Source organism: Cupriavidus sp. F041 (assembly GCF_057814235.1).
In genome coordinates, this window is record NZ_JBVASY010000001.1 from 2,456,475 (window position 1) to 2,478,699 (window position 22,225).

A 22,225-nucleotide genomic window follows, 5' to 3' on the forward strand; every position below is an offset into this window, starting at 1 on the left:
AATGAACGATATGTACTCTAGGTGAACGAAATATCGGATGAAGAATAATAGATCGATCCAGCGGTGTCTAGCGATCCTGCAAGCGTTCCGCCACAACGGCCGGCCAACGCTGGCGGAGCTGTCGCGCGCGGTGGACCTGCCGCACCCCACCGTGCTGCGGTTCTTGCTGACGCTGGAAGAGGACGCGTATGTGGCGCGGGAAGGCAATCGCTGGCGTCTCACCACGCGTATCTTCGAGATCGGCTTTGCCGCGCTGGAAAGCCTGGGCGTCACCGACGCCGTGCAGGAAGGGCTGCAGAAACTGGCCGACGCCTACTCCGGCACGGCCAACCTTGGCGAGGCCAATCCGGAGGGCGTGATCATCATCGGCCGGGCGATGGCGCCGGCCGAGCGGCGCCGGCTGGTGGTCATGAACCTGCGGGTGGGCAGCGTGCTGCCGGCGGCCAGCGCACTGGCGACGGCCTTGCCCTTGCCGCCCGGCGAGTGGAGCGTGCTGGCGTACCCGGAGAGCAACCAGGTATCGGTTGCGGTGCCCCTGCCGGCGGCGGGCTCGCGGACATTGTCGCTGGGCATTTCCACCTCGGCGGGCGAAGCCACGCCAGAGCGCATCCCCGCCGAAATCGTGCCCGCGTTGCAGCAGGCCGCGGCCAATATCAGCCGGCTGATCGGGCTGGCCCCGGTATGACGGGGTTAGAATCCACCTTTGTTTTTCCTATGCAGCGGAGTCCACGTGCTGGCTGAGCAGCGGCAAAAATTCATTCTCGACCAGCTCGCCGCCAGCGGCGCGCTGGCGATCAGCGAACTGGTGAGCGAACTCGATGTCTCGCGCGAGACCGTCCGCCGCGACCTCAATGCGCTGGCGGCGCGCGGCCTGCTGATCCTCACTCACGGCGGCGCGCTCACACCCGAGCGGGCCGAGCCCGACACCCAGACCCGCGCCGCGGTCAATGCCGAAGGCAAGCGCGCCATCGGCATGCGCGCGGCGGAGCTGGTGCCCGACGGCGCCTCGCTGATCCTCGACTACGGCACCACCACCCACACCGTGGCCCAGGCCCTGCACGGCCACCATAACCTGCTGGTCTACACCAACGACATCTCCATCGCCATGCTGCTCGGGCGGCGCAACGGCAATCGTGTGGTGGTGCTTGGCGGGGAACTGCAGGATAACGAGGACGCTACCCACGGCTGGGACACCATCGAACAGCTGTCGCGCTACCACGCCGACTTCGCCTTTATCGGCACCGGCGGCATCACCGCCGATGGCCAGATGAGCGATTTCTCGCGCTCAGCCGCCGAGCTGCGCAGCCGCATGCTGCTGGCCGCCAGCGTGGCCTGCGTGGTGGCCGATCACACCAAGTTCGGCCGCAACGCCGGCGTGCTGGTCAAGCATTTCGAGAAGGCCGCCTACCTGATCTCCGATATGGCGCCGGAACCTGAACTGGCGGCGGCGCTGAAGGAACGCGGGCCGGTGCTGCGGATCGCCTGAGCGGGCGCGCTTAGCCGAGGCCGGCCACAAGCCCGAGGACTGCCTGTTCCATTGCCTCAACCGGCATGGGCGCGGCGGGAAAGCCCCGGCGCTTGCGCAGCCCGGCAATTTCATAGTCGATGCCGTGGCAATCCACGCCCAGCACGCGAACGCCGGCCGGGGCGGCCAGGGACATCGCTTGCACGAGTCCGGCCTCGGTGTCCGGCGGCACCTGCGGCAATGCCCGCCATGCATCCTCCCCGATCCAGCCCATCCGCGCGATGCCGCCGATAAACCGGATGGTTTTCGGGCTGATGCGGAAGAAGTGGAAATCCAGAGCCAGCAGGGGCTCCGCGGCCGGTTCATAGCGCAGGTATCGCGCCAGCTCGGCTGGCCCCGGCTCGAAGCGGGCCGCATCGCCTGCCAGCGTCAGCCGGCGCGCGTTCTGCACGTCCGTGGCGCCTGGCTGCAGCACGGACAGGCTCACTCGCGGATCGGCCAGCAGATTCCGGGTGTGCTCGGCCAGCGCGCTGACGCAGATAACGGGCGCGTTGGCGTGGTCGGCCACGAATGGCACGACCGTGGCATAGGGGTAGCCGGGCAGGGCGGCCGCGTTGGTGGCCAGGGTGCCGTAGGCCGCCTCGTGGATAAGACTGACCGCCTGATCGATGGGAATTTCCACGCGCTTGAGCCTCGTCCGGGAGCAATCCGCCGATTGTACGGCGCGCGGCTTCCCGTTGCGATCCACTCCATGTGGCCGTTGATCGCACAAAAATACATGCAAACAGCCTTTATATGTCTCATCATCAAAGGTGTTTTGACTGTCGTGCGTGGCCGCGCCAATGCTAAGCTTCGCCCCTGGCGATACATCCAGCCCCAATCCTGAATGTATTGACATGCTCCGGCAGCGGCTGCTGCCGGGCTTTGCCGCGTTTGCGCGCCCGAGCCGTTCCGGGCGCACCGTGGCATCCCTCGGCACGCCCGCCGGACAAGTATCCGCGGCGGCCGTCTCCTGCCAAGCACCAGCACATCGAATCGAAGAGACACTTGTGACATCCGCTTCCCTTGAAACATTCCTGGCCGGCGTTGCCCGGCGCGACCCTGATCAGCCCGAATTCCTCCAGGCCGTGAAGGAAGTCATGATGACGCTGTGGCCCTTCGTCGAGCAGCATCCGCGCTACGGCGAGCAAGCGCTGCTGGAGCGGCTGGTGGAACCCGAGCGCGTGATCCAGTTCCGCGTGGCATGGACCGACGACCGCGGCCAGGTGCAGGTCAACCGCGGCTTCCGCGTGCAGCACAGCTCCGCCATCGGCCCCTACAAGGGCGGCATGCGCCTGCACCCCACGGTGAACCTCTCGGTGCTCAAGTTCCTCGGCTTCGAGCAGACCTTCAAGAACGCGCTGACCACGCTACCCATGGGCGGCGGCAAGGGCGGCTCCGACTTCGACCCCAAGGGCAAGTCCGACGGCGAAGTCATGCGCTTCTGCCAGGCCCTGATGACTGAGCTATACCGCCACCTTGGCCCGGACACCGACGTGCCCGCCGGCGATATCGGCGTGGGCGCGCGCGAGGTGGGCTTCATGGCCGGCATGATGAAGAAACTGTCCAACAGCTCCGCCAGCGTCTTCACGGGCAAGGGCATGGCCTTCGGCGGCAGCCTGATGCGGCCCGAAGCCACCGGCTACGGCACGGTGTATTTCGCGCAGGAAATGCTCCATCGCAAGGGGCGCGGCTTCAACGGCCTGCGCGTGCTGCTCTCCGGCTCGGGCAATGTGGCCCAGTACGCCGCCGAGAAAGCCATCGAACTCGGCGCCAAGGTACTCACGGTATCGGACTCCGGCGGCGTGCTGCACTACCCCAAGGGCATGAACAGCGAGCAACTCGCCGCGCTGATGGCCTTCAAGAACGAATCGCGCGGCCGCCTGGCCGACTTCGCCGCACAGCAAGACCTGCACTTCGAAGCCGGCCGTACACCCTGGCACGTACCGGCCGACGTGGCGCTGCCCTGCGCCACACAAAACGAGCTGGACGGCAACGATGCCGAACGCCTGCTCGCCAACGGCGTGTTCTGCGTGGCCGAAGGCGCCAACATGCCCTCCACGCTGGACGCCGTCGACCGCTTCCTCGCCGCGCGCATCCTCTACGCGCCGGGCAAGGCCAGCAACGCCGGCGGCGTCGCCACCTCGGGCCTGGAAATGTCGCAGAACGCCATGCGCCTGTCGTGGCACCATGCGGAGATCGATGAGAAACTTCACGCCATCATGAAAGACATCCACGGCAACTGCATCCACTACGGGCAGAAGGCGGACGGGTATATCAATTACGTGGAAGGGGCCAACGTCGCCGGGTTTGTGAAGGTGGCGGACGCGATGCTGGCGCAGGGGGTGGTTTGAACGCGGGCTTCTGCGGGTAAGCCGGGGAGCCTGGTGGTAAGCGAAGCGGGATGGGCGGTGGTGCCATCCCGCTTTTTTTGGGTGTATCGCCGAATCGCGGGATGGGCAGCGTCACGCTGCCAGCTTGGCGCAAGGCGCATACCTGTGGCCAGACTCCGCAGGGAAGTCGCGCGATGGATTGCCCGCGCGGCCAAAGCACCGTTTCGAGAAACCAGCGATCGTCGATAACAAGTCGGCCAGGGCGGGGCGGGTCCTCCCAAGTCGAGACTGCTATCCTAAACGTGCACAAATGTGAACGCATCCGACCCTCGCGGGTCTTCCAGTTTCTGCCCCGATCCCCCTTGTTGGCGGTGATCGTCTCTGACAGACGTAACTTTCCCGATAGCCTCGGGTAGTAAAACAACCTGCTCAAGGTTTTGACTTGCGTTGAAGTCCCGATCATGTGTCGTGCCGCAATGCTGGCACTTCCATGTCCGATCGCTCAACGTCAGGGCCCCGTTAAGTTCACCGCAGCTAGAGCAGCGCTTTGAGCTCGGGAAGAAGCGGTCCGCTTCGATCAACGTTGTCCCATACCAAGCGCTCTTATAGCGGATTTGGCGACGAATCTCGCCAAACGACACATCCAGGATGGCCCGGTTTAAGCCGGATTTCTGCCGGACACGCTTGCCCGGCCTCTCTGCCGTGCCCTTCGCACTCGCTGTCATCCCTTTAACGCTCAACCCTTCCATCACAACCGTTTGGTTTTCGCGGCTGATCTCCGTGGTCATCTTGTGCGTAAAGTCATTGCGAATACACCTGATCTTTCGATGTTGATCAGAGAGCCTTCGCGATGCCTTCTCGCGATTCTTCGAAGCAACGATGCGCGTCCCCTTCGGGACGCGATCCTTTTGCGACAGACCCATGGCCTTCTTTTGCGCCTCAACCTTACGCGATACCGAACGCTGCAGTTTTGCCAGTCGGCGCTGAGCCTTCTTGAGCGGGCGCGGTGCCTCATATCGCTTGCCGTTCGAGCAGACGATTTCATTCACGTTAAGGTCGACGCCGACGACCGGCCGACGATCCACCTTGGTCAGCCAGCAGACATCGAGTTCGATCTGAACCGCCAGAAACCAGCGTGTTCCGTCCCGCGAAACCGAGGCGCCTTTCACTGTGCCACCAAAGCGCATCGATTCCTTCATGGCAACGCGGCCAATGAGGGGCAAGCGAACGCTGCGCTCACCAAGCGTCAGCTTGTCATTGGCCACGTAAAAGGAATCGCGGGACTTCCCCTTCTTCTTGAACACAGGCTTGTTGGCCTCGGCACCATCCTTCTTCAGATCATCAAAAAAACGACTCCATGCCCTCGCCAGGTTTGAGAACGGCTGTGCATGGGCGTCGCGATGCACCTCTTTCATCCACGGGAACTCGCTGTACTTCAGTGCATTGAACCGCTTCTTCATGGCCAGTGCATTGGGCCGCTGACCTGCTGCGTACTGCCGATTCCATTCTGCGAGTGCCCAGTTCCAGACGAACCGGGCCGTTCCGCAGGCTCGGCGGAAATAGCTCTCTTGGTCAGGACTCGGACTCAGTTCAATGCGATGGGCGATCAGCATCCAGGGCTTCCTGAAGTTTCTTCTTGTAGTTCCTCAGACCATATAGCCGGGACGAAAAGCAGTGAACAATGGTCATCAGGTCCTGCACCATCTCTTGCTCTGGCGACAGTCGCTCCTGATTTAGTACAAGGATCTCACAGCCGTTCCTCCTCGCATAGTGCTCGAACCACTCGTACCCAAATCGGGTTAGCCGATCGCGGTGGGCAATCACAAAGCGTTCTCACTTCTCGCCGACCGATCTCGTCCATCAGCGCCAGAAATCGCTTCCGCTGAAAATTGAGGCCACCCCCAATTTCCTCGATGAAATCAACGTTCGCCAGGCCTTTGGCCACAACGAATTCCTCAAGCACTCGCCGCTGATTGGCTAGGTCTGGCCTTTGCGCTGCGCTGGACACTCGCAATAGGCGACCAATCGCGTCGGCGCCTGACCACCACTACGCTGCAAGCCAAGAAACTCACGCAACTGCGATTCGGTGTACAACCGCCTGTTGCTATCGCTGCGAGCCGCGGGAATAAAGTGGACCCCTCAGTCAAGACAGCTTTCAACCGAATTTAAGCTGCATCCATTTCTTCACATGCAGCGGAACAGCGCTGCCCTGGTTGTGCGCGGGGAGAATCCCCTGCGCAGCGTAGCGGAGCAGGGGATTCTCCCCGCGCACCGCCGAACTTATCGACAATCATTGCCCCACCGCCCTCGCCGCTGGCATAGACGGCATCCGGCGTTTTGTAGCCCAGCGACTGGTGCGGTCGTTCCTCGTTGTAAAACGAGAAGTACTGCGCCAGCCCGATCATCAGCTCCGCCATGTTGGCGTACCCCTTCAGGTACACATCCTCGTGCTTCACGTTGCGCCACAGCCGTTCGACGAAGATGTTGTCCAGCGCCCGGCCGCGACCGTCCATGCTGATGGCGATGCCCTCGCGCTTGAGCACGCGCGTGAAGACGTGGCTCGTGAACTGGGAGCCCTGGTCGCTGTTGAACATCTGCGGCCTTCCATACTCGCGCAGCGCATCCTCCAGGCAGTCCACGCAGAACGACGCGTCCATGCTGTTGCTCAGGCGCCAGGACAGCACCTTCCGGCTGTACCAATCGATGATCGCCACCAGGTAGGCAAAGCCGCGCGCCAGCCGGATGTAGGTCACATCGGTCGACCACACGTGGTTCGGCCGCGTCACCGCCACGCCGCGCAGCAGGTAGGGGTAGACCTTGTGCTTCGGATGCTTGGCGCTCGTCGCCGGCCCTGGCGCCATGCCCGCCAACCCCATCTCGCGCATCAGGCGCTGCACACGCTTGCGGTTCACCACGCAGCCCTGGCCGCGCAGGAACACCACCATGCGCCGGCTGCCGTAGAACGGCCGGTTCGTATATTCCTCGTCGATCAGCCGGCACAGCCGCAGATCCTCGTCGCGCTCTTCCCGCGTGCTCTTGCCCAGCCGCCGATACACCGTTGCGCGCGACACTTCCGCCAGGTCGCACTGCCGGCTCAAGGGCAATTCCTCCGCGCCATCGATCCATCCCATCCGGGCTTCCCGGCTCATTCCCCCAACTTTTTTTTGAGCCAGTCCACCTCCATCTTCAGCCGCCCGATCTCGCCGTACAGGCGATCCTCGCCGCTCTTGTCCTCGGCCGGCTTCGGGCCGCGCCTGGCTTCGAACAGGGCGCCGGCCCGCTCAAGAATTTCTTTCTTCCACTGCCCAACCAACACCGGATGCACGCCGTATGTCTGCGCAATCTCGCTGATCGTCTTCACCCCGCGCACCGCCTCCAGACCAACCTTGGCCTTGAATTCCGCCGTGTGCACCTTGCGTTTCTTGCCTTCACTCATTCGCCATCACCCCGTCAAGGACGACAGCTTAAACTACCGCCTGATCACTGCCTCAAATCATGGGTCCACTTTAGGAATGAGCCTTCCCTCGCGCTCCCAGCGCTGCAGGGTCTTGACGGTAACGCCAAGAATCGTGGCAGCACTTACCAGTGCTTAACGTGTTTTCCATGGACACGATAATACACGGTAGAGCACATCATGAAAGATTTGAGGCTATCTCCGTGCGCATTAGAGGAATGGCAAAATGTTCGCCATCGCGCGCGTCACGTAGGCCTCCTTTTCCCCCACTGGCGCCACATAGTGAATCGCGCTACGTGCCGCCTCGACGCCTTCCAGGCGTGCGATGAACCAGGCCGCCAGATACTGCGACGACAGGCACCCGCCGGCGGTCGCGACGTTTCCCTTGGCCACGAATGGCTGATTGAGCACAGCCACACCTGCCTCCTCGACCCACGGCTTGGTGGTCAGGTCCGTGCAGGCCGGGACGTCGTCCAGCAGGCCCAGCTTGGCAAGCATGAGCGTGCCCGAGCACTGCGCGCCCAGCAACTGGCGCGTCGGGTCGAACCTCAGTTGCGACATCAACGCGGCATCAGCGACGACGTCACGGGTCCGTATCCCACTACCCACCAGCACGGCGTCCGCGTCGCATGCGTCCTTTAGCGACGCTTGCGCCTCCATCACCACACCGTTCATCGAACGCACCTTGTCCGCCGGACTGGCGATCGACACCCGCCAGCCCGGCTGCTTGACCCGGTTGAGGATGCCGAGCGCGATCAGCGAGTCGAGTTCGTTGAAACCTTCAAAGGTCAGGATGGCGATGTGCATGGGGGGCCTCGTGCGAGTGGAGACGTTGTATTGCGCCATCGTAGAACCGATAATCAATACATTCAAATAATTGTCATGGATACGTTCAGGCATGCCTCAGCCCCGCTACAAACAACTGGTCGACCGTCTCGCGGCGGATATCCGTGCGCGGCGGCTGCGTCCCGGGACGCGACTGCCAACGCACCGTGAGCTCGCGGCTCGCGAAGGACTGGCACTGGTCACGGCCACGCGCGTCTACGCGGAGCTGCAAGCGATGGGGTTGGTGAGTGGGGAGACCGGTCGCGGCACGTTCGTCAAGGAGGCGCTCCCTCGCGGACAAGGCATTGATCTGCATGCCTGGAGCGCTGACACGGTGGACCTGACCTTCAACTATCCCTCGTTGCCGGATCAGGCAGACCTTCTCCGGGCAGCGCTGCGCCAGCTTGCAGCCGCAGGCGATCTGGAGGCCCTGCTTCGATACCAGCCCCACGGCGGGCGCGAGCACGAGCGGGCGACCGTGGCGCGCCACCTGGCCAGCCGGGGGCTGGCGGCATCGGCCGAAACTGTATTGCTCGTGAGCGGTGCGCAGCACGGGCTGACGACAACCGCCATGGCCCTGCTCGAGCCCGGCGACGTGGTGGCCGTGGACGCGCTGACGTACCCGGGATTCAAGCTCGCCGCCGAGGCCAGTCGGCTGGAACTCGCCCCGATTCCCGCCGCTGGACACGGCCCGGATCTGGACGCATTGGCGGCGCTGTGCAGGCGACGGCGAGTACGCGCCGTGTACGCGATGCCGACGCTCCATAATCCGCTCGGCTGGGTGATGAGCACAAAGCGACGTCGGGAACTGGTCGCCATGGCTCGCCAACATGGACTGATGCTCATCGAGGACGCGGCCTACGCGTTCCTGGCGGAAAGCGCCCCACCTCCTTTGGCATCGCTTGCCCCGGAGACGACGGTCTATGTGTCGAGCTTGTCGAAGAGTGTCGCCACCGGGCTGCGCGTCGGCTTCGTCTGTGCCCCGCGCGAATGGGTTCCCAGGCTCGAACGGGCCATCCGGGCCACGACCTGGAACACCCCGGCAACCATGACGGCTATCGCCTGCGGCTGGATCGAGGACGGCACCGTGGCCAGGCTTGAAGCCGACAAACGGCGGGATGCCACGCTGCGCCAGGGCCTTGCCACTGAAGTCCTGGGCGGGCTGAAAAGGATCAGCCATCCCGCGTCATACTTCGTCTGGCTTCCTTTGCCACAGGAGGTCCGGGCAGACGCGATCGCGATGGCGTTGATGCGCGAGCATATTTCCGTGTCGACAGCCCATCCGTTCGCGACGGCAGCGCATGTGCCTCATGCCATCCGGTTGGCACTCGGCTCCGTCAGCCTGTCCACGTTAAAGCAGTCCCTGGAAACGGTGGCCCGTGTTGTTGCCGATCAAGCCTATTGACCCACGGATGCGGCGGCGCAATCCGGCAGGGCGGTCGCAGAGCTTTCTGATGGCTGATCCGTATCGCCCTATTTCCTCTTGAAAACAGCGCGTCGTTCTGCGCGCTCCGTCGCAAATTGGCTGCCAAGTGATGCATCCAAGTCCTCTCGCTGCACCTCGTTCCCACATTGCGGACACACACTGGCGAGACCCACATCGTGGCCGCACTTACGATGCACAAAGTGCATGGCGACTTCTTCGTTGTCGTCCTTACACCACGTTTCTCCCCACGCCCGCAATGCGTAGACGACGGGATAGAAAGCCCACCCCTTTTTGGTCAGACGATACTCATAACGCAGCGGCCTCTCGTTGTACGGTTGACGCTCAACCATGCCATCCGTCTCGAGCGCCTTCAAACGCGTAGCGAGCATCTGAGGCGTCGCATTCGTCTGGATCTGTATCCCTTCGAAACGCGTTTCACCCATGTACAACTCGCGGAGCACCAGGACTGTCCACCGGTCGCCGACGATATCCAGCGAGCGCGCCACCGGACACACCGTATCTGCCTTCTCCGTCACAAGTGCCACGACTGATCTCCCACGGTTACTATTAATTTCATAGTAGCACAGGACGCGATGTCACATTCCTTTCAGATCGAGCTGCACGCGGTCGTGGCCAACCTGCCGCTCGCGAGCAGATCAGCCAGACTTCCCTGTTTTTCTTGACACTATGATTTTCATAGTTATACTTCGTCGTACCGATGTGTGAGGCGTCACGCATACCCACTCAAGCAGCCCGGCGCCACTGCGAAAAGCGACTTCGATCGCACCTATCCTTTGAATGGAGAACCGAAATGGCTAATCCTGTGTATCGCACGGAGCGAAACGGCCTGTTGCTGGTGGACCCGTACAACGATTTCCTCTCGGATGGCGGCAAGCTGTTCCCGATGGTCAAGGACGTCGCCAACGAAGTCCGACTGCTCGACAACCTGCGCGATTCGGTGGCGGCAGTACGCAAAGCCGGCATCCAGGTCTTCTACGTGCCGCATCGCCGCTGGCAACCCGGCGACTACGACAACTGGGATCATCCGAATCCAACTCAACGTCTGGTGCAGAAGCGTCACACCTTCGCAAAGGGGACGTGGGGAGGCGAATGGCATCCCGACTTCGTACCTCAGGACGGCGACATCATCATCCAGGAACACTGGGCCCAAAGCGGCTTTGCCAACACCGATCTCGACTTTCAATTGAAACAGCAAGGCATTACGCATGTCATTGTCGTCGGCCTGCTGGCGAATACCTGCATCGAATCGACGTCTCGCTTTGCTATGGAACTTGGCTATCACGTCACGCTCGTGCGCGATGCAACGGCCGCTTTCACCAAGGAAATGATGCATGCCGCGCACCATCTGAACGGCCCGACTTTCGCGCATGAAATCCTGACAACTGCCGAGCTGATTGCTGCGCTCCCCGTCACGTCTCAAGGAGGGCAAGCATGACGCTCAATGGCAATCTCCTTATCGGCGCCCAGGAAGTGGGCGCAACCGCGGGCAGTATGAAGGCCCTGAACCCCGCGACGAATCTCGAGATCGAACCCTCCTTCGCATTTGGCGACATGGCAGAAGTTGATCGTGCCGCTCGGCTCGCCGACGACGCATTCGACAGCTACAACAACACAAGCCTGGAAGTACGTGCCGCGTTCCTGGAACGTATTGCCGATGGGCTCGACGCCATTACGCCGGAACTGGCCCAGCGCGCATCGCTGGAAACCGGCTTGCCCGTCGCCCAGCTCGAAGGCGAAGCCGCGAAATCTGCGACCCAGCTTCGCCAATTCGCTACCGTCGTGCGTCAAGGACGCTTTCGCCAGGCGACGATCGATCCCGCTCAACCGGCGCGTCAACCTCGCCCGCGGATGGATCACCGTATGCAGAAGATAGCGCTGGGTCCGATCGCGATCTTTGGGGCAAGCAATTTCCCGATCTCGTATTCGGTCGCCGGCGGCGACACCGCGTCGGCACTGGCCGCTGGGTGCCCCGTCATCCTGAAGGCACACAACGGCCATCCTGGTACATCGGAACTGATGGGCCGTGCGATCCGCCAAGCCGTGAAAGACTCGGGTCTGCACGAAGGCGTGTTTTCCCTGGTCCGTGGTGGCGGCAATGCCATTGGCGAGGCGCTGGTAGATCATCCGCTCATCAAGGGTGTGACCTTTACAGGATCGGAAGGCGGCGGCATGGCACTGTTCCGGCGCGCACAGCTGCGCCCGGACCCGATCCCGGTCTTCACTGAAATGACAAGCGTCAATCCGACATTCGTCCTTCCAGCCGCGCTTTTCGCGCGTGGCAGGGAAATCGGCGACGGCTTCACCGAACGTATGCTGGTTACGGTGGGTCAGGCCTGCCTGAAGCCCGCGATCCTGCTCGCCATCGATGGCATCGGCTACAGCGAACTGAAGCAGGCGATGATCGCCCGCGTCGAAGCGATGCAGTCCCGCACAATGCTGACGCCAGGTATCTCCACGGCGTATCGCAAGAATGTGGACCGGCAGCTCGGCGCCGGTGCAGAACGCATTGCAGCGGGCGGCGAACCGCTGGGCCCATGGGACGGACAGTCGTTTCTCTTTGAAATCGACGGTTCGCGCATGCTCGACGAGCCGTCATTGTCGGAAGAAGTGTTTGGCCCTGCGGCGCTACTGGTGCGCGTGAAAGACGTTGAGCAAATGATTGCCATCGCCAGGCAGTTTCGCGGCCAACTCTCGGCGACGATGCAGATCGACCGCGCCGATCATGCATTGGCTGCGCGCCTCCTGCCCGTTCTCGAGCGTCGCACGGGACGAATCGTCATCAATGCGTTTGCGCATCCGCAAGAAGTGTCATACGCGTCGATCCACGGGGGACCCTTTCCCGCAACGTCAGATGGCCGCTTCACCTCGGTCGGCATGAGTTCGATCGAGCGGTTCCTTCGGCCCGTGTGCTATCAGGGGTTCCCTGACGAGCTATTGCCGGAAGCGCTCAAGCATGACAATCCGCGCGGCATATGGCGCCTGACGGATGGCGAATTGTCGAAAGCCTGATCGGGTTGCAGTCTGCGCGGACAGCGCCAGTAGTCTGCACGCGCCGCAACGGCGCGGGCCACGAAATCATCGTACGCAGCAACGATTTGCTCATAGGATATCTCCCATGCAGTTTCTTGTCCTGGTTTCCCTCGCCGTCCCCACTCCCCAACAGACGCCCACACGCCAAGAGCGCGAAGCCGAGTCCGAGGTCATCCGGCACCTCTATGTCGATAGCGTCGTCAGGCAGATCTGGCTGCGGGGTGATGGTGGCGCATGCATCGTTGCTGAGAGCGAAGATGCAGAGACCCTCTCGGTCAAGTTCTCCACCTTACCTTTGGTGAAATCTGGGTACCTTCAACCCCCAAAGGTAATTGCACTGAAGCCGTATGCCGCTTTTGGCCCGACCATATCAAACTCTGACTTTCAAGGAATTCGATCATGACTACCAACATTGCCAAGCGGTTTTAATTCGCCGTCGCCCTGGTTGCTGCTGCCGGTGCGCAGGCCGCCAGCCCGTCCCACGCGGGCGCACGTGACCCGTTCACGGAGGGTGCCCGTTCGATAACCGATGCAAGCGATCCGTACGCCGACGGTGCGCGCACAGTGCAGGAACCGCGCAGCCCATACTACGACGGCACCCACACACATCGCTGAACGATCACGGAGCGCATTTCACACCCATAGCCATGACGTCCCGGCCCGGATTGGAGCATCCGAACGTCATGGAGTTTCCTAAGGCTCAGCCCGATGCTCACTTCCAGGAGGCATCCGCAATGGACGCGAAGCATCGCGGCCGACCACGAGGACGTTGGCCGGATCCAGCCAATCCCATCCCTCTGAAGGAGTTCTATTGTGAAGACTATTGCCACGAACGATATGAAGCTCGAAGTTGTCGTCATCCAAGTTTCGGACGTGGATCGCGCCAAGCGGTTTTACGGCGGCTTGGGCTGGAAGCTCGACGCGGACTTCACCAAGGGCGACGCGTTTCGGGTCCTGCAGTTCACGCCTCCAGGCTCGTCGTGTTCGATCCACTTCGGCACGGGAATCACGTCGGCAGTGCCGGGCTCGGCACGGGGACTCTATCTCGTCGTGTCCGACATCGGGGCCGCGCGCGCCGAGCTCGTCGGTCGCGGTGTCGACGTGAGCGAAGTGTTCCACCGTACAGTCGGGGAACCCCCGCAGAGTGGCCCGCATCCGCAGCGGCAGACCTACTCCTCGTACGCCACGTTCAGCGACCCGGACGGCAACAGCTGGCTGTTGCAGGAGGTCACCGCGCGATTGCCCGGGCGCGTGAATGCGGACACGACATTCACCTCGTCGGCTGAACTCGCGGCCGCGCTCCAGCGTGCGGCGGCTGCACATGGCGAGCACGAGAAGCGCAACGGCGGCAAGCACGATGAGAACTGGCCGGCCTGGTATGCGGAGTACATCGTGCGGGAACAGTCTGGCGAGGTGTTGCCGGAGTAAGCAGCGCCCGCGACGTGATCGTCACCAGAGGCGGCTCGTCCGGTCGCAAGCTCGCGGGCGCCACGCCGCAGGGTGTGGACGCCGAGGCCGTCCTTTCGCTGTCCATGCGCCCTATACGGTGATGCAGCGCGTGGTCCACATCCACCACTGGCTGATGGATCCAGACTTCATCACCACGGCGCTAAACGCAGACGCATCAACACGATAACGCTAACGGGCGCGTAGCCCTGCGCGCGTACAGACTCGCGCGGTCTTATACGGAAAATTACCATGTTTATAGTATCGTCAGCGCCAACCCGGCCCAGCTTTCTTGCATCAACTGCGGCTGTAATTGGCCTTGTTCTGGCCACTGCCTTCAGTTGCGCCAATGCCGTTCCGGCTTCGGATCAGCCTTCCGCGAAACCGCGTGCAACGGCTGAAGACGGCTCGATCCGCCCGTTCCCAAAAGTCCATGTGCCGCAGGAAGCCATTGACAAGCTTCGCAGACGGATCGCCGCCACGCAATGGCCGGAAAGGGAGACCGTCACAGATTCTTCGCAGGGCGTGCCGCTCGCGACCATGCAAAAGCTCGCGCACTATTGGGCAACGGACTACGACTGGCGGAAGGCGGAAGCGAAGCTGAATGTTTTTCCGCAGTTCGTGACGACGATCGACGGCGTGGACATCCACTTTATCCATGTGCGCTCGAAGAACCCCCATGCGCTTCCATTGATCATCAACCACGGCTGGCCCGGCTCCGTGCTCGAACAGACCAAGCTCATCGGATTGCTGACGGACCCCGTCGCGCACGGCGGCAAGGCCGAAGACGCATTCGACGTCGTGATTCCGTCGATGCCAGGCTACGGCTTCTCCGGCAAGCCGACGAGCACCGGCTGGGGTCCCGAGCACATGGCGCGCGCCTGGGCGGAACTGATGCGCCGTCTCGGATATACGCACTACGTCGCTCAGGGCGGCGACTGGGGTGCGTTTGTCGTCGATCAAATGGGCTTGCAGTCTCCGCCGGGACTGCTCGGCATCCACACAAACATGCCCGCGACGGTTCCGGCCGAGATCGACAAGGCGCTCCAGACCGGCGCCCCGGCGCCCGCCGGTCTGTCAGCGGAGGAGAATCGCGCATACGAGCAGCTCGCCCTTACGTTCAAGGAAGTGGACTACGCCCGGATAATGGGGTCGCGCCCGCAGACGCTCTACGGCATTGCCGATTCACCTGTCGGCCTTGCCGCTTGGCTTCTTGACCACAATGATGCTGATGGGCAGCCTGCTGCGGCGGTCGTCTCGGCACTGACCCGGACCACCAGCGCCACAGGCGAACTGACGCGTGACGAGATCCTCGACAACATCACCCTGTATTGGCTGACCAACACTGGAGTCTCCGCATCTCGTCTCTACTGGGAATATAAGGGCGGTTTCTTTAACACCAAAGGCGTCAAGATCCCGGTGGCGGTGAGCGTGTTCCCCGGCGAGCAATATCAGGCGCCGCGAAGCTGGACGGAGAAGGCGTACTCTAACCTCATCTATTACAACCGCGCTGAGAAAGGCGGCCACTTCGCCGCATGGGAGCAGCCGGTGATCTTCGCTCAGGAACTTAGGGCGGCATTCAGGCCGCTGCGCTGAGTTAGTGGACGCCGACGGACTTGCCTCTGGCCGGGAAGGGCTCCTTGACGTCAGGCAACTGGTTTCCCACTCACCAGCCACGTCAGGGCGCGTTGATAGCACGCTGCAAACAATGTGGCGGCTATGTTCGATTACGCCGGACCATTCGAAGTCCGACCCGCAATTTCGTCGTACCGCGCCTTCTTCCGACCCCACAGTTGAAGTATTGAGCTGTCCAGATAGGTAATCTCATCCCCGTCTTCCGGCCACCATTCGAAAAGCCTTCCCGAATCGATCTCGATTCCCCAACAGGGCATCATGCCAGGATCACCAAACATGATTGCCCGATCCCAAAGGCTTGGCTGAATTGCCTCCACTCGAAGTCCCAATGTAAGTGCGACGGCGGTCTGATCGTTAAACGGTTGTGGCGATAGCAGCGGATATAGAAATGCCGCGTTGGTTGGGCCGCGAAATCCATCTGCCATGCGATAGATGGCTAGCAGTTCTTCGGGCAGTGCATGTCCCAGTGCTTGTTCAGCCCGCTGGATATCAGCCTCATCGACTGGCGAACCGTGGGGAAATGCCAAGATATCGAACGTCATGCTGACCATCGCAGGTTATCGGAACACAAGCATGATATACGGTGCTCTAGTCCTGTTGCTTGTCCGGATACGTATGGCTTGCCGCAGCTAAAAATCACCGAAACTGGCCGGACGCAGCCGTCTGAACCTATCCCTGGACTACACCGCACCGCCGCCTCGGCACCCCCATCCCGCAATTCGGCGACGCCCCCTTTTTTTGCCGGTCATGCGCAAGGGCGTCAAGCGCGGCCATGCGCAAGCTGTCCGGCAACCGCCCGTTGGCTAGCCAATCCGCCACACGCACCTGCGACGGCGATACACTCTGACATTTCGGACGCATTAACCGGACCTGATCCATGCCACAACTTCGCTCGCTCTATCCCGCTATCGAACCCTATGAAACCGGCACGGTGGATGTCGGTGACGGCCACGTGGTCTACTACGAACGCGTTGGGACGCGCGGTGCCAAGCCGGCGGTTTTCCTGCATGGGGGTCCTGGTGGCGGCATATCGGCCGATCACCGCCGCCTGTTCGATCCGGCGCGTTACGACGTCATGCTGTTCGACCAGCGCGGCTGTGGCCGTTCCACGCCGCATGCGGAGCTGGAAGCCAATACCACGTGGCATCTGGTGGATGACATCGAGCGCCTGCGCAATCTGGCCAACGCCGATCGCTGGCTGGTCTTTGGCGGCTCGTGGGGTTCGACGCTCGCGCTGGCCTATGCGCAGAAGTATCCCGAGCGGACCAGCGAACTGGTGCTGCGCGGGGTATATACCGTCTCCCAGGCGGAGCTGGACTGGTATTACCAATACGGCGTCTCAGAGGTGTTTCCCGAGAAATGGGCCCGCTTCCAGGCTCCCGTTCCGGAAGCCGAGCGCGGCAACATGATGGCCGCCTATCGCAAGCTGCTGACAGGCAGCGATATGGAGAAACGGCTGGAAGCGGCCCGCGCGTGGAGTGTGTGGGAGGGGGAGACGATCACGTTGCTGCCCGATCCGGCCAACAGCGCGAAGCATGCCGACAGTCATTTCGCGCTGGCGTTCGCGCGGCTGGAGAACCACTACTTCACGCATCGCTGCTGGCTGGAAGACGGGCAGTTGTTGCGCGACGCGCATCGCCTTGCCGGCATTCCGGGCGTCATCGTGCACGGCCGCTACGACATGCCGTGCCCGGCTCGCTATGCCTATGCGCTGCACCAGGCGTGGCCAGATGCCGATCTGCATCTGATTGAAGGCGCCGGGCACGCATGGACCGAGCCCGGCATCCTTGATCAGCTCGTTGCCGCTACCGACAGGTTTGCGGCGGCGGGGGCATAGCCGGGCGCTGGCAGCCTTGGGGCGCGGAGGCTGGCAACTCGCCACGACCGCGCCGCACTCTTTCAGTTGCTGCTCACGGAGACCGCGCGGCGTGCGTCGCAGTGCTGCCGGCGCAGATTCTCCGTGGTTTCGCCAGTGCCGTCCGCGCGCCAGCCCGGCGGCATCATCACGTAGCTGATTGCGGTCCACACATTGCCCGCCGACGTGATATCCCGTGCGAGGCTGACCCAGTGTTCGAACTGGTTGACGAGCGGATTGCGCGAGTGCGTCGGCGTCACGAGGCCGTAGCGGCAAGGTTCGTCGGCGCGTTCTTCGATATAGGTGCCGAACAGGCGGTCGAACACGATCAGCACGCCACCGTAGTTCGCGTCGAGGTAGTCGACATTCGATGCGTGGTGCACCCGATGCGCGGACGGCGTGTTGAATACGTATTCGAGCCAGCCGAGCTTGGGCATCCACGTGTTATGCAGCCAGAACTGATACAGGAGGTTGAACATCAGCGTTGCGAGCACGACCTCCGGGCGCACGCCGAGCCAGACGAGCGGGGCGAAGAACATCGCCGTGCCGGTCAGCTTGCCGGTCCAGCCGAGCCGGTAAGCGGACGACAGCGTCAACTGGTTCGGCGAATGATGGACCGCATGTGTCGCCCAGAAGAACCGGATGCGATGCGAGGCGCGATGATACCAGTAGTAGCAGAACTCCTGGCCGACAAACAGTAGCAGCACCATCAGCACGCTGTTGATCGAGACCGTAAAGAGGCGATGTTCCCAGACGAAAGAGAAGATCGGCGTCGCCAGCGAAAGCGGCAGCAGCGCGAACAATTTGCGGCCGGCGAGATCGGCCAGCGACAGCCATGTTTCACTCCAGTCGAACGGCGTGCCGCTGTTGCGGTTCTCTCGCGTGAGCACGCAGGCCTCGACCAGCGAGACGGCGACGATGAACAACGTGACATAGAGCGTGATTTTTCCGGTAGTAAGCATGATGAGCACAGGTAAGGTCGGGGGGAGGCGCGCTGTCTGCGGGAATGACCGCCGTCGCGCCGGATGAGCCAACTCTAGTGGGCGGGCGCGGCCAGGAACAGGCGGAAAGTATTTCGCCCGATGTCACCGAATCGGTTCGCCAGCCCGGGAGGCTTGCGGGTGCGGCGGATGGCAATCGGCGCGCACCGTCTCTGCGGTCCGGTGTAACACCGCGACATTTTTTCCAAGGCGATTAACTGGCGATGTCGTCCTATAGTTCGTCCCGTTGCCACGCCGCAGTGCGTGACCCGACCCGAACCAGAAGGACATCCGATGAAACCCCGTTACCTCCTTACAGCGACGGCCTCGCTGATCTTCCTCGCCAGCACCCCGGCCTTCGCGGGCTGGTCCGGCCACGGCACGGCCTACACGCCGCACGGCGTCTATAACGGCGCGCACTATGGATCATGCGGAGGCGGAAGCTGCTCGCACGCCGGCGGCGTCGTCGGTCCCTACGGCGGGCTCGCGACAAACACCGGCACGGTGACCCGTACCGCGCCAGGGCAGTTTTCGAACTCCGGCACCGCGACCGGACCGAACGGGCGTTCGGTTCAGCATGCTGGCGACACCAGTTGCGCAGGCGGCACGTGCTCGCATACGGGCAACCTCACCGGGCCCAACGGACAGACCGCTTCCACGGCGGGCAGCGTGACACGTGATGCGCCGGGGCAGTACTCGTCATCCGGCACGATCACCGGTTCGAACGGCAACACCGTCAGCCACGCGGCATCGACGAACTGCGCCGGCGCTACGTGCGACCGCTCGGGGACCGCGACCGGCGCTTACGGCGGAACCGTCACGCACTCGGGCTCTGCGACCCGCGTTGCGCCGGGTGTCGTGACGACCGCAGGCGGCACTACGGTCGTGCATGGCGGGACGGTAACGACCGTAGGTGCCACGGTTGCGGTCGGTACCGCGCCGGTGGTCATCGCGCCTGCGCCGGTGGCTTATGTGCCGCCTCCGCCAGTAGCGTATGTGCCGCCCCCGCCGCTGGTCTATGTGCCGCCGCCTCCGCCGCCGAAGACGGTCTATGTCGCCCCGCCGCCGCCCAGGGTGGTGTACGTCGCGCCGCCGCTGCCGCCGAAGGTTGTGTACGCGCCGCATCCCGTCTACGCGGCGCGGGCGCCAGGTCCTGCGGTAATGGTGCCGGGACACTGGGTCGGCCGCGTCTGGGTACCCGCGCACTGGGCGTGACCGCAGTACCGGATCGATCACCCACGCCGCCGGCGAGTGTCGGCTAAACCACGGAGAAAGCCATGAAGAAGATGATCGCGATTCTTGTTTTGTGTATTGTTTCAGCAGGTGCGTCCGCCCAGAGCGCCGCACCGCCGGCGGGAAACAGCGCACGGGTTGAGCGTGCGATGCAGCAATTGCAGACGCGCTTCGCCAGTGCCAACACGACGCACGACGGCAAGCTGACCCGAGACCAGGCAGCGGCCGGCATGCCGGTGGTCGCCAGCCGCTTCGACCAAATCGACACGCAGCGGGCCGGCTACGTCACGTTGCCGCAGATCGAGCAATACCTGAGTCAGAAAATGATGGCCCGCTGATTCCCGGCCATCGCCGGAGACGCGCCATGGAGCAGGTGAACAGAATTATCGTGCTCGATGATGAAGCCGAGTTGCGCAACATGCTGCAGCGGTTCCTGACCGGGCACGGCTTCCAGGTGCGCGTGATCGCCGACGGCAAGCAGCTCGACCGCTACCTGCAACGCGAGCCATACGACCTGCTGGTGCTGGACCTGATGATGGAGCCCGAGGATGGTCTGACCATCTGCCGCCGGCTGCGCGCCGCGGGACAGACGCTGCCGATCCTGATGCTGACCGCGAAGGGCGATCCGGTCGACAGGGTGGCCGGGCTCGAGACCGGCGCCGACGACTATCTTGCCAAGCCGTTCGTGCCGGACGAACTGGTGGCACGGATCCGCGCGCTGCTGCGCCGCCAGAAAATGGCGGCGGGCGATCCGACCGTGACCTCGCAGACCCTGCGCTTTGGCGAGTTCGAGTTCGATGTCGGCAAGCAGACGCTGCTGCGCCGCGGCGAACCGGTCGAGGTGCATTCCGCGCAGATGCTGTTGCTGCACGCGCTGGGTTCGTCGCCGAACCGGGCGGTGAGCCGGGATAACCTGCTTGCGCGGGCCCGCGGCCGCGACCACGACGCGCTCGACCGCAGCATCGATGTACAGATCCTGCGGCTGCGCCAGGTCGTCGAAGATGATCCTTCCAAGCCGCGCTTCATCAAGACCGTGTGGGGTGTCGGCTACATGCTGGTGGCCGGCATCGAGTCGTAATGCGGCTCGCGCTGCCCCGTTCGCTGCTCGCGCGGAACATCGCCTTGCTGGTGGGGCTGGTCATGCTCACGCAGGTCTGTTCGCTCATTGTCTTGCTGCATTTCGTGCAGCGCCCGCACATCGAACGCGCGGCGATCATCTTTTCCGATTACGTGAAACTGCTCGACGGCGTGTTTGCCGCCATGCCGGCCGATGAGGGCCGCGCGGCGGCCGCGCGGCTCGGTGGGCAGGCACAGCCGCCGGAGCATGTGGTACAGGATCCGCACCCCAGTCCGATCCGTATTTTTCGCACGTATCAGCGCGACGTCTTCGTCGATGCATTGCAACGCTATCTGCCCCCGGACATGCCGGTGCGATGGCAGACGGGGGACGGGGGGCGGCTATGGATTCGCGTGCACGTCGCCGGCACGCCCAGCTGGATCGCCTTGCCGGTGACCGAAGACGCACAGGCGAGCGGCATCACCGCCGCGCTCGTGCTTTCAGTGGCCTTCGCGTTGCTCGCTGCGCTGACGGGTTATCTGATCCAGCTGCATATCAACCGTCCGCTGCAGGACCTGGCGCGGGCGGCGCGTCACCTCAGCGCCGGCGAAGCCCCGGTGCCGCTGCCCACCGACGGACCGACGGAAATCGCCCAGGTAAGCAGCGCGTTCAACCAGATGACGCAGGCATTGCAGCAGGCCGATGCGACGCGCACGCTGATGCTGGCCGGCGTGTCGCACGACATCCGCACGCCGCTCACCAAGCTGCGTCTCGCGATGGCGATGGCGATTCCGCGCGGCGCCGACGAACCCTTCGTGGCATCGGTGGAAGGCTATCTCGACCAGATCGACACGATCCTTCAGCAGTTCATGGACTACGCGGGCAGCGGCGAACGCGAGGTGCCGGAGCCCGGCGATCTCAATGCGCTCGTCAGTCACCTGACGGCGGATTTTGCGGGGCTCGGGCACGAATTCGAGCTGTCGCTCGGCGACATACCAGTGATTTCGTTCAGGCCGGTGAGCCTGATGCGCCTGCTGATGAACCTGATGCAGAACGCGGTTGTCTACGGCCGAACCGGCCTTTTCATCCATACCTGGGCCGAAGGCAATACGGCGTATATCGCCGTATGCGATCGTGGCAGCGGCCTCGGCGCGGAGGAGCTTGAGCAGCTCAAGGCACCCTTCAGCCGCGGCAGGAACGCGCGCGGCCATTCGGGCGGCACCGGCCTGGGGCTCGCGATCGTCGAACGTATCGCGCGCCTGCACGGTGGCTCATTGCAGTTCCGTGCACGCGACGGTGGCGGTCTCGAAGCGGTCGTGGCATTGCCGCTTGACCGGCATTCCGCGTAAGGCCGGGCTCACACATCCACGCATCGACGCGGCCATGCGTCCCATATGCCCGAGCACAAGGAAAGGGTGACATCGGG

The 22,225-nt window shown here is 63.0% G+C and carries 21 protein-coding genes and 2 pseudogenes; 14 read left to right on the top strand and 9 right to left on the bottom strand.

The features are described 5' to 3' along the window. Window positions 1–37 precede the first annotated feature (37 nt). Both ACZY0R_RS11235 and ACZY0R_RS11240 read left to right on the top strand, forming a co-directional pair. Window positions 38–685: an IclR family transcriptional regulator gene (locus tag ACZY0R_RS11235; RefSeq protein WP_488858423.1), complete on the top strand. Its 648-nt coding sequence runs from the start codon at window positions 38–40 to the stop codon at window positions 683–685. Between the two features lie 45 nt (window positions 686–730). Then, window positions 731–1,486, top strand: coding sequence for a DeoR/GlpR family DNA-binding transcription regulator (locus ACZY0R_RS11240; RefSeq protein ID WP_488858425.1), 756 nt, complete (start codon window positions 731–733; stop codon window positions 1,484–1,486). A 10-nt stretch (window positions 1,487–1,496) separates the two neighbouring features. Here ACZY0R_RS11240 and ACZY0R_RS11245 read toward each other — a convergent pair whose 3' ends face one another. Next, window positions 1,497–2,147, bottom strand: coding sequence for a HugZ family pyridoxamine 5'-phosphate oxidase (locus ACZY0R_RS11245; protein ID WP_488858427.1), 651 nt, complete (start codon window positions 2,145–2,147; stop codon window positions 1,497–1,499). Between the two features lie 367 nt (window positions 2,148–2,514). Here ACZY0R_RS11245 and gdhA point away from each other — a divergent pair, with 367 nt between their 5' ends. Continuing rightward, window positions 2,515–3,858, top strand: a complete 1,344-nt coding sequence (gene gdhA, locus ACZY0R_RS11250; protein ID WP_488858428.1) for an NADP-specific glutamate dehydrogenase — start codon at window positions 2,515–2,517, stop codon at window positions 3,856–3,858. Between the two features lie 275 nt (window positions 3,859–4,133). Here gdhA and ACZY0R_RS11255 read toward each other — a convergent pair whose 3' ends face one another. From ACZY0R_RS11255 to ACZY0R_RS11275, 5 genes and pseudogenes are all read right to left on the bottom strand, one after another. Next, window positions 4,134–5,450: an RNA-guided endonuclease InsQ/TnpB family protein gene (locus tag ACZY0R_RS11255; protein ID WP_488858429.1), complete on the bottom strand. Its 1,317-nt coding sequence runs from the start codon at window positions 5,448–5,450 to the stop codon at window positions 4,134–4,136. Next, window positions 5,428–5,967, bottom strand: a pseudogene (locus ACZY0R_RS11260) (IS607 family transposase); the annotation flags it as partial. The pseudogene ACZY0R_RS11260 and the gene ACZY0R_RS11255, both read right to left, overlap by 23 nt. Window positions 5,968–6,086: 119 nt before the next feature. Beyond that, window positions 6,087–7,273: pseudogene (locus ACZY0R_RS11265) on the bottom strand (IS3 family transposase); the annotation flags it as partial. Window positions 7,274–7,330: 57 nt separating this feature from the next. Then, window positions 7,331–7,423 (bottom strand): MerR family DNA-binding transcriptional regulator, encoded by a 93-nt coding sequence (locus ACZY0R_RS11270; RefSeq protein WP_488859641.1) that lies wholly within the window; start codon window positions 7,421–7,423, stop codon window positions 7,331–7,333. Between the two features lie 78 nt (window positions 7,424–7,501). After that, on the bottom strand, window positions 7,502–8,098 hold the full coding sequence (locus tag ACZY0R_RS11275; protein WP_428179043.1) for a DJ-1/PfpI family protein: 597 nt from the start codon (window positions 8,096–8,098) through the stop codon (window positions 7,502–7,504). Window positions 8,099–8,189: 91 nt separating this feature from the next. Between ACZY0R_RS11275 and ACZY0R_RS11280 the strand changes: the two genes are divergently transcribed. Then, entirely contained in the window at window positions 8,190–9,521 is a 1,332-nt protein-coding gene (locus tag ACZY0R_RS11280) for an aminotransferase-like domain-containing protein (protein ID WP_488858430.1), read from the top strand. Window positions 9,522–9,589: 68 nt separating this feature from the next. Here ACZY0R_RS11280 and ACZY0R_RS11285 read toward each other — a convergent pair whose 3' ends face one another. Then, on the bottom strand, window positions 9,590–10,087 hold the full coding sequence (locus ACZY0R_RS11285) for a winged helix-turn-helix transcriptional regulator (protein ID WP_488858431.1): 498 nt from the start codon (window positions 10,085–10,087) through the stop codon (window positions 9,590–9,592). A gap of 266 nt (window positions 10,088–10,353) precedes the next feature. Between ACZY0R_RS11285 and ACZY0R_RS11290 the strand changes: the two genes are divergently transcribed. From ACZY0R_RS11290 to ACZY0R_RS11310, 5 genes are all read left to right on the top strand, one after another. Then, window positions 10,354–10,998 carry a cysteine hydrolase family protein gene (locus ACZY0R_RS11290; RefSeq protein ID WP_488858432.1) on the top strand — a complete coding sequence of 215 codons (645 nt, stop codon included), beginning with the start codon at window positions 10,354–10,356 and terminating at the stop codon, window positions 10,996–10,998. Continuing rightward, window positions 10,995–12,572: an aldehyde dehydrogenase (NADP(+)) gene (locus ACZY0R_RS11295; RefSeq protein ID WP_488858433.1), complete on the top strand. Its 1,578-nt coding sequence runs from the start codon at window positions 10,995–10,997 to the stop codon at window positions 12,570–12,572. Before ACZY0R_RS11290 ends, ACZY0R_RS11295 begins: the two co-directional genes overlap by 4 nt. A gap of 106 nt (window positions 12,573–12,678) precedes the next feature. Further along, window positions 12,679–12,996 (top strand): hypothetical protein, encoded by a 318-nt coding sequence (locus ACZY0R_RS11300; protein WP_488858434.1) that lies wholly within the window; start codon window positions 12,679–12,681, stop codon window positions 12,994–12,996. A gap of 410 nt (window positions 12,997–13,406) precedes the next feature. Beyond that, on the top strand, window positions 13,407–14,021 hold the full coding sequence (locus ACZY0R_RS11305; RefSeq protein WP_488858435.1) for a VOC family protein: 615 nt from the start codon (window positions 13,407–13,409) through the stop codon (window positions 14,019–14,021). 270 nt (window positions 14,022–14,291) lie between these two features. Beyond that, window positions 14,292–15,635, top strand: a complete 1,344-nt coding sequence (locus ACZY0R_RS11310; protein ID WP_488858436.1) for an epoxide hydrolase family protein — start codon at window positions 14,292–14,294, stop codon at window positions 15,633–15,635. A 131-nt stretch (window positions 15,636–15,766) separates the two neighbouring features. Here ACZY0R_RS11310 and ACZY0R_RS11315 read toward each other — a convergent pair whose 3' ends face one another. Continuing rightward, on the bottom strand, window positions 15,767–16,216 hold the full coding sequence (locus ACZY0R_RS11315; protein WP_488858437.1) for an SMI1/KNR4 family protein: 450 nt from the start codon (window positions 16,214–16,216) through the stop codon (window positions 15,767–15,769). Window positions 16,217–16,551: 335 nt separating this feature from the next. Here ACZY0R_RS11315 and pip point away from each other — a divergent pair, with 335 nt between their 5' ends. Then, window positions 16,552–17,511, top strand: a complete 960-nt coding sequence (gene pip / locus ACZY0R_RS11320) for a prolyl aminopeptidase (protein ID WP_488858438.1) — start codon at window positions 16,552–16,554, stop codon at window positions 17,509–17,511. Window positions 17,512–17,573: 62 nt separating this feature from the next. Here pip and ACZY0R_RS11325 read toward each other — a convergent pair whose 3' ends face one another. After that, window positions 17,574–18,491, bottom strand: coding sequence for a sterol desaturase family protein (locus tag ACZY0R_RS11325; protein ID WP_488858439.1), 918 nt, complete (start codon window positions 18,489–18,491; stop codon window positions 17,574–17,576). Between the two features lie 312 nt (window positions 18,492–18,803). Here ACZY0R_RS11325 and ACZY0R_RS11330 point away from each other — a divergent pair, with 312 nt between their 5' ends. The 4 genes from ACZY0R_RS11330 to ACZY0R_RS11345 all read left to right on the top strand — a co-directional run bounded on the left by ACZY0R_RS11330 (window position 18,804) and on the right by ACZY0R_RS11345 (window position 22,148). Then, window positions 18,804–19,724: a hypothetical protein gene (locus ACZY0R_RS11330; RefSeq protein ID WP_488858440.1), complete on the top strand. Its 921-nt coding sequence runs from the start codon at window positions 18,804–18,806 to the stop codon at window positions 19,722–19,724. A 62-nt stretch (window positions 19,725–19,786) separates the two neighbouring features. After that, a complete protein-coding gene (locus ACZY0R_RS11335) occupies window positions 19,787–20,080 on the top strand; it encodes an EF-hand domain-containing protein (RefSeq protein WP_488858441.1) in 294 nt (97 codons plus the stop codon). A 26-nt stretch (window positions 20,081–20,106) separates the two neighbouring features. After that, window positions 20,107–20,820, top strand: a complete 714-nt coding sequence (locus tag ACZY0R_RS11340; RefSeq protein WP_488858442.1) for a response regulator — start codon at window positions 20,107–20,109, stop codon at window positions 20,818–20,820. Beyond that, complete coding sequence (locus ACZY0R_RS11345; protein ID WP_488858443.1) at window positions 20,820–22,148, top strand: ATP-binding protein; 1,329 nt, start codon at window positions 20,820–20,822, stop codon at window positions 22,146–22,148. The genes ACZY0R_RS11340 and ACZY0R_RS11345 overlap by 1 nt, the downstream gene beginning before the upstream one ends. Window positions 22,149–22,225 lie beyond the last annotated feature (77 nt).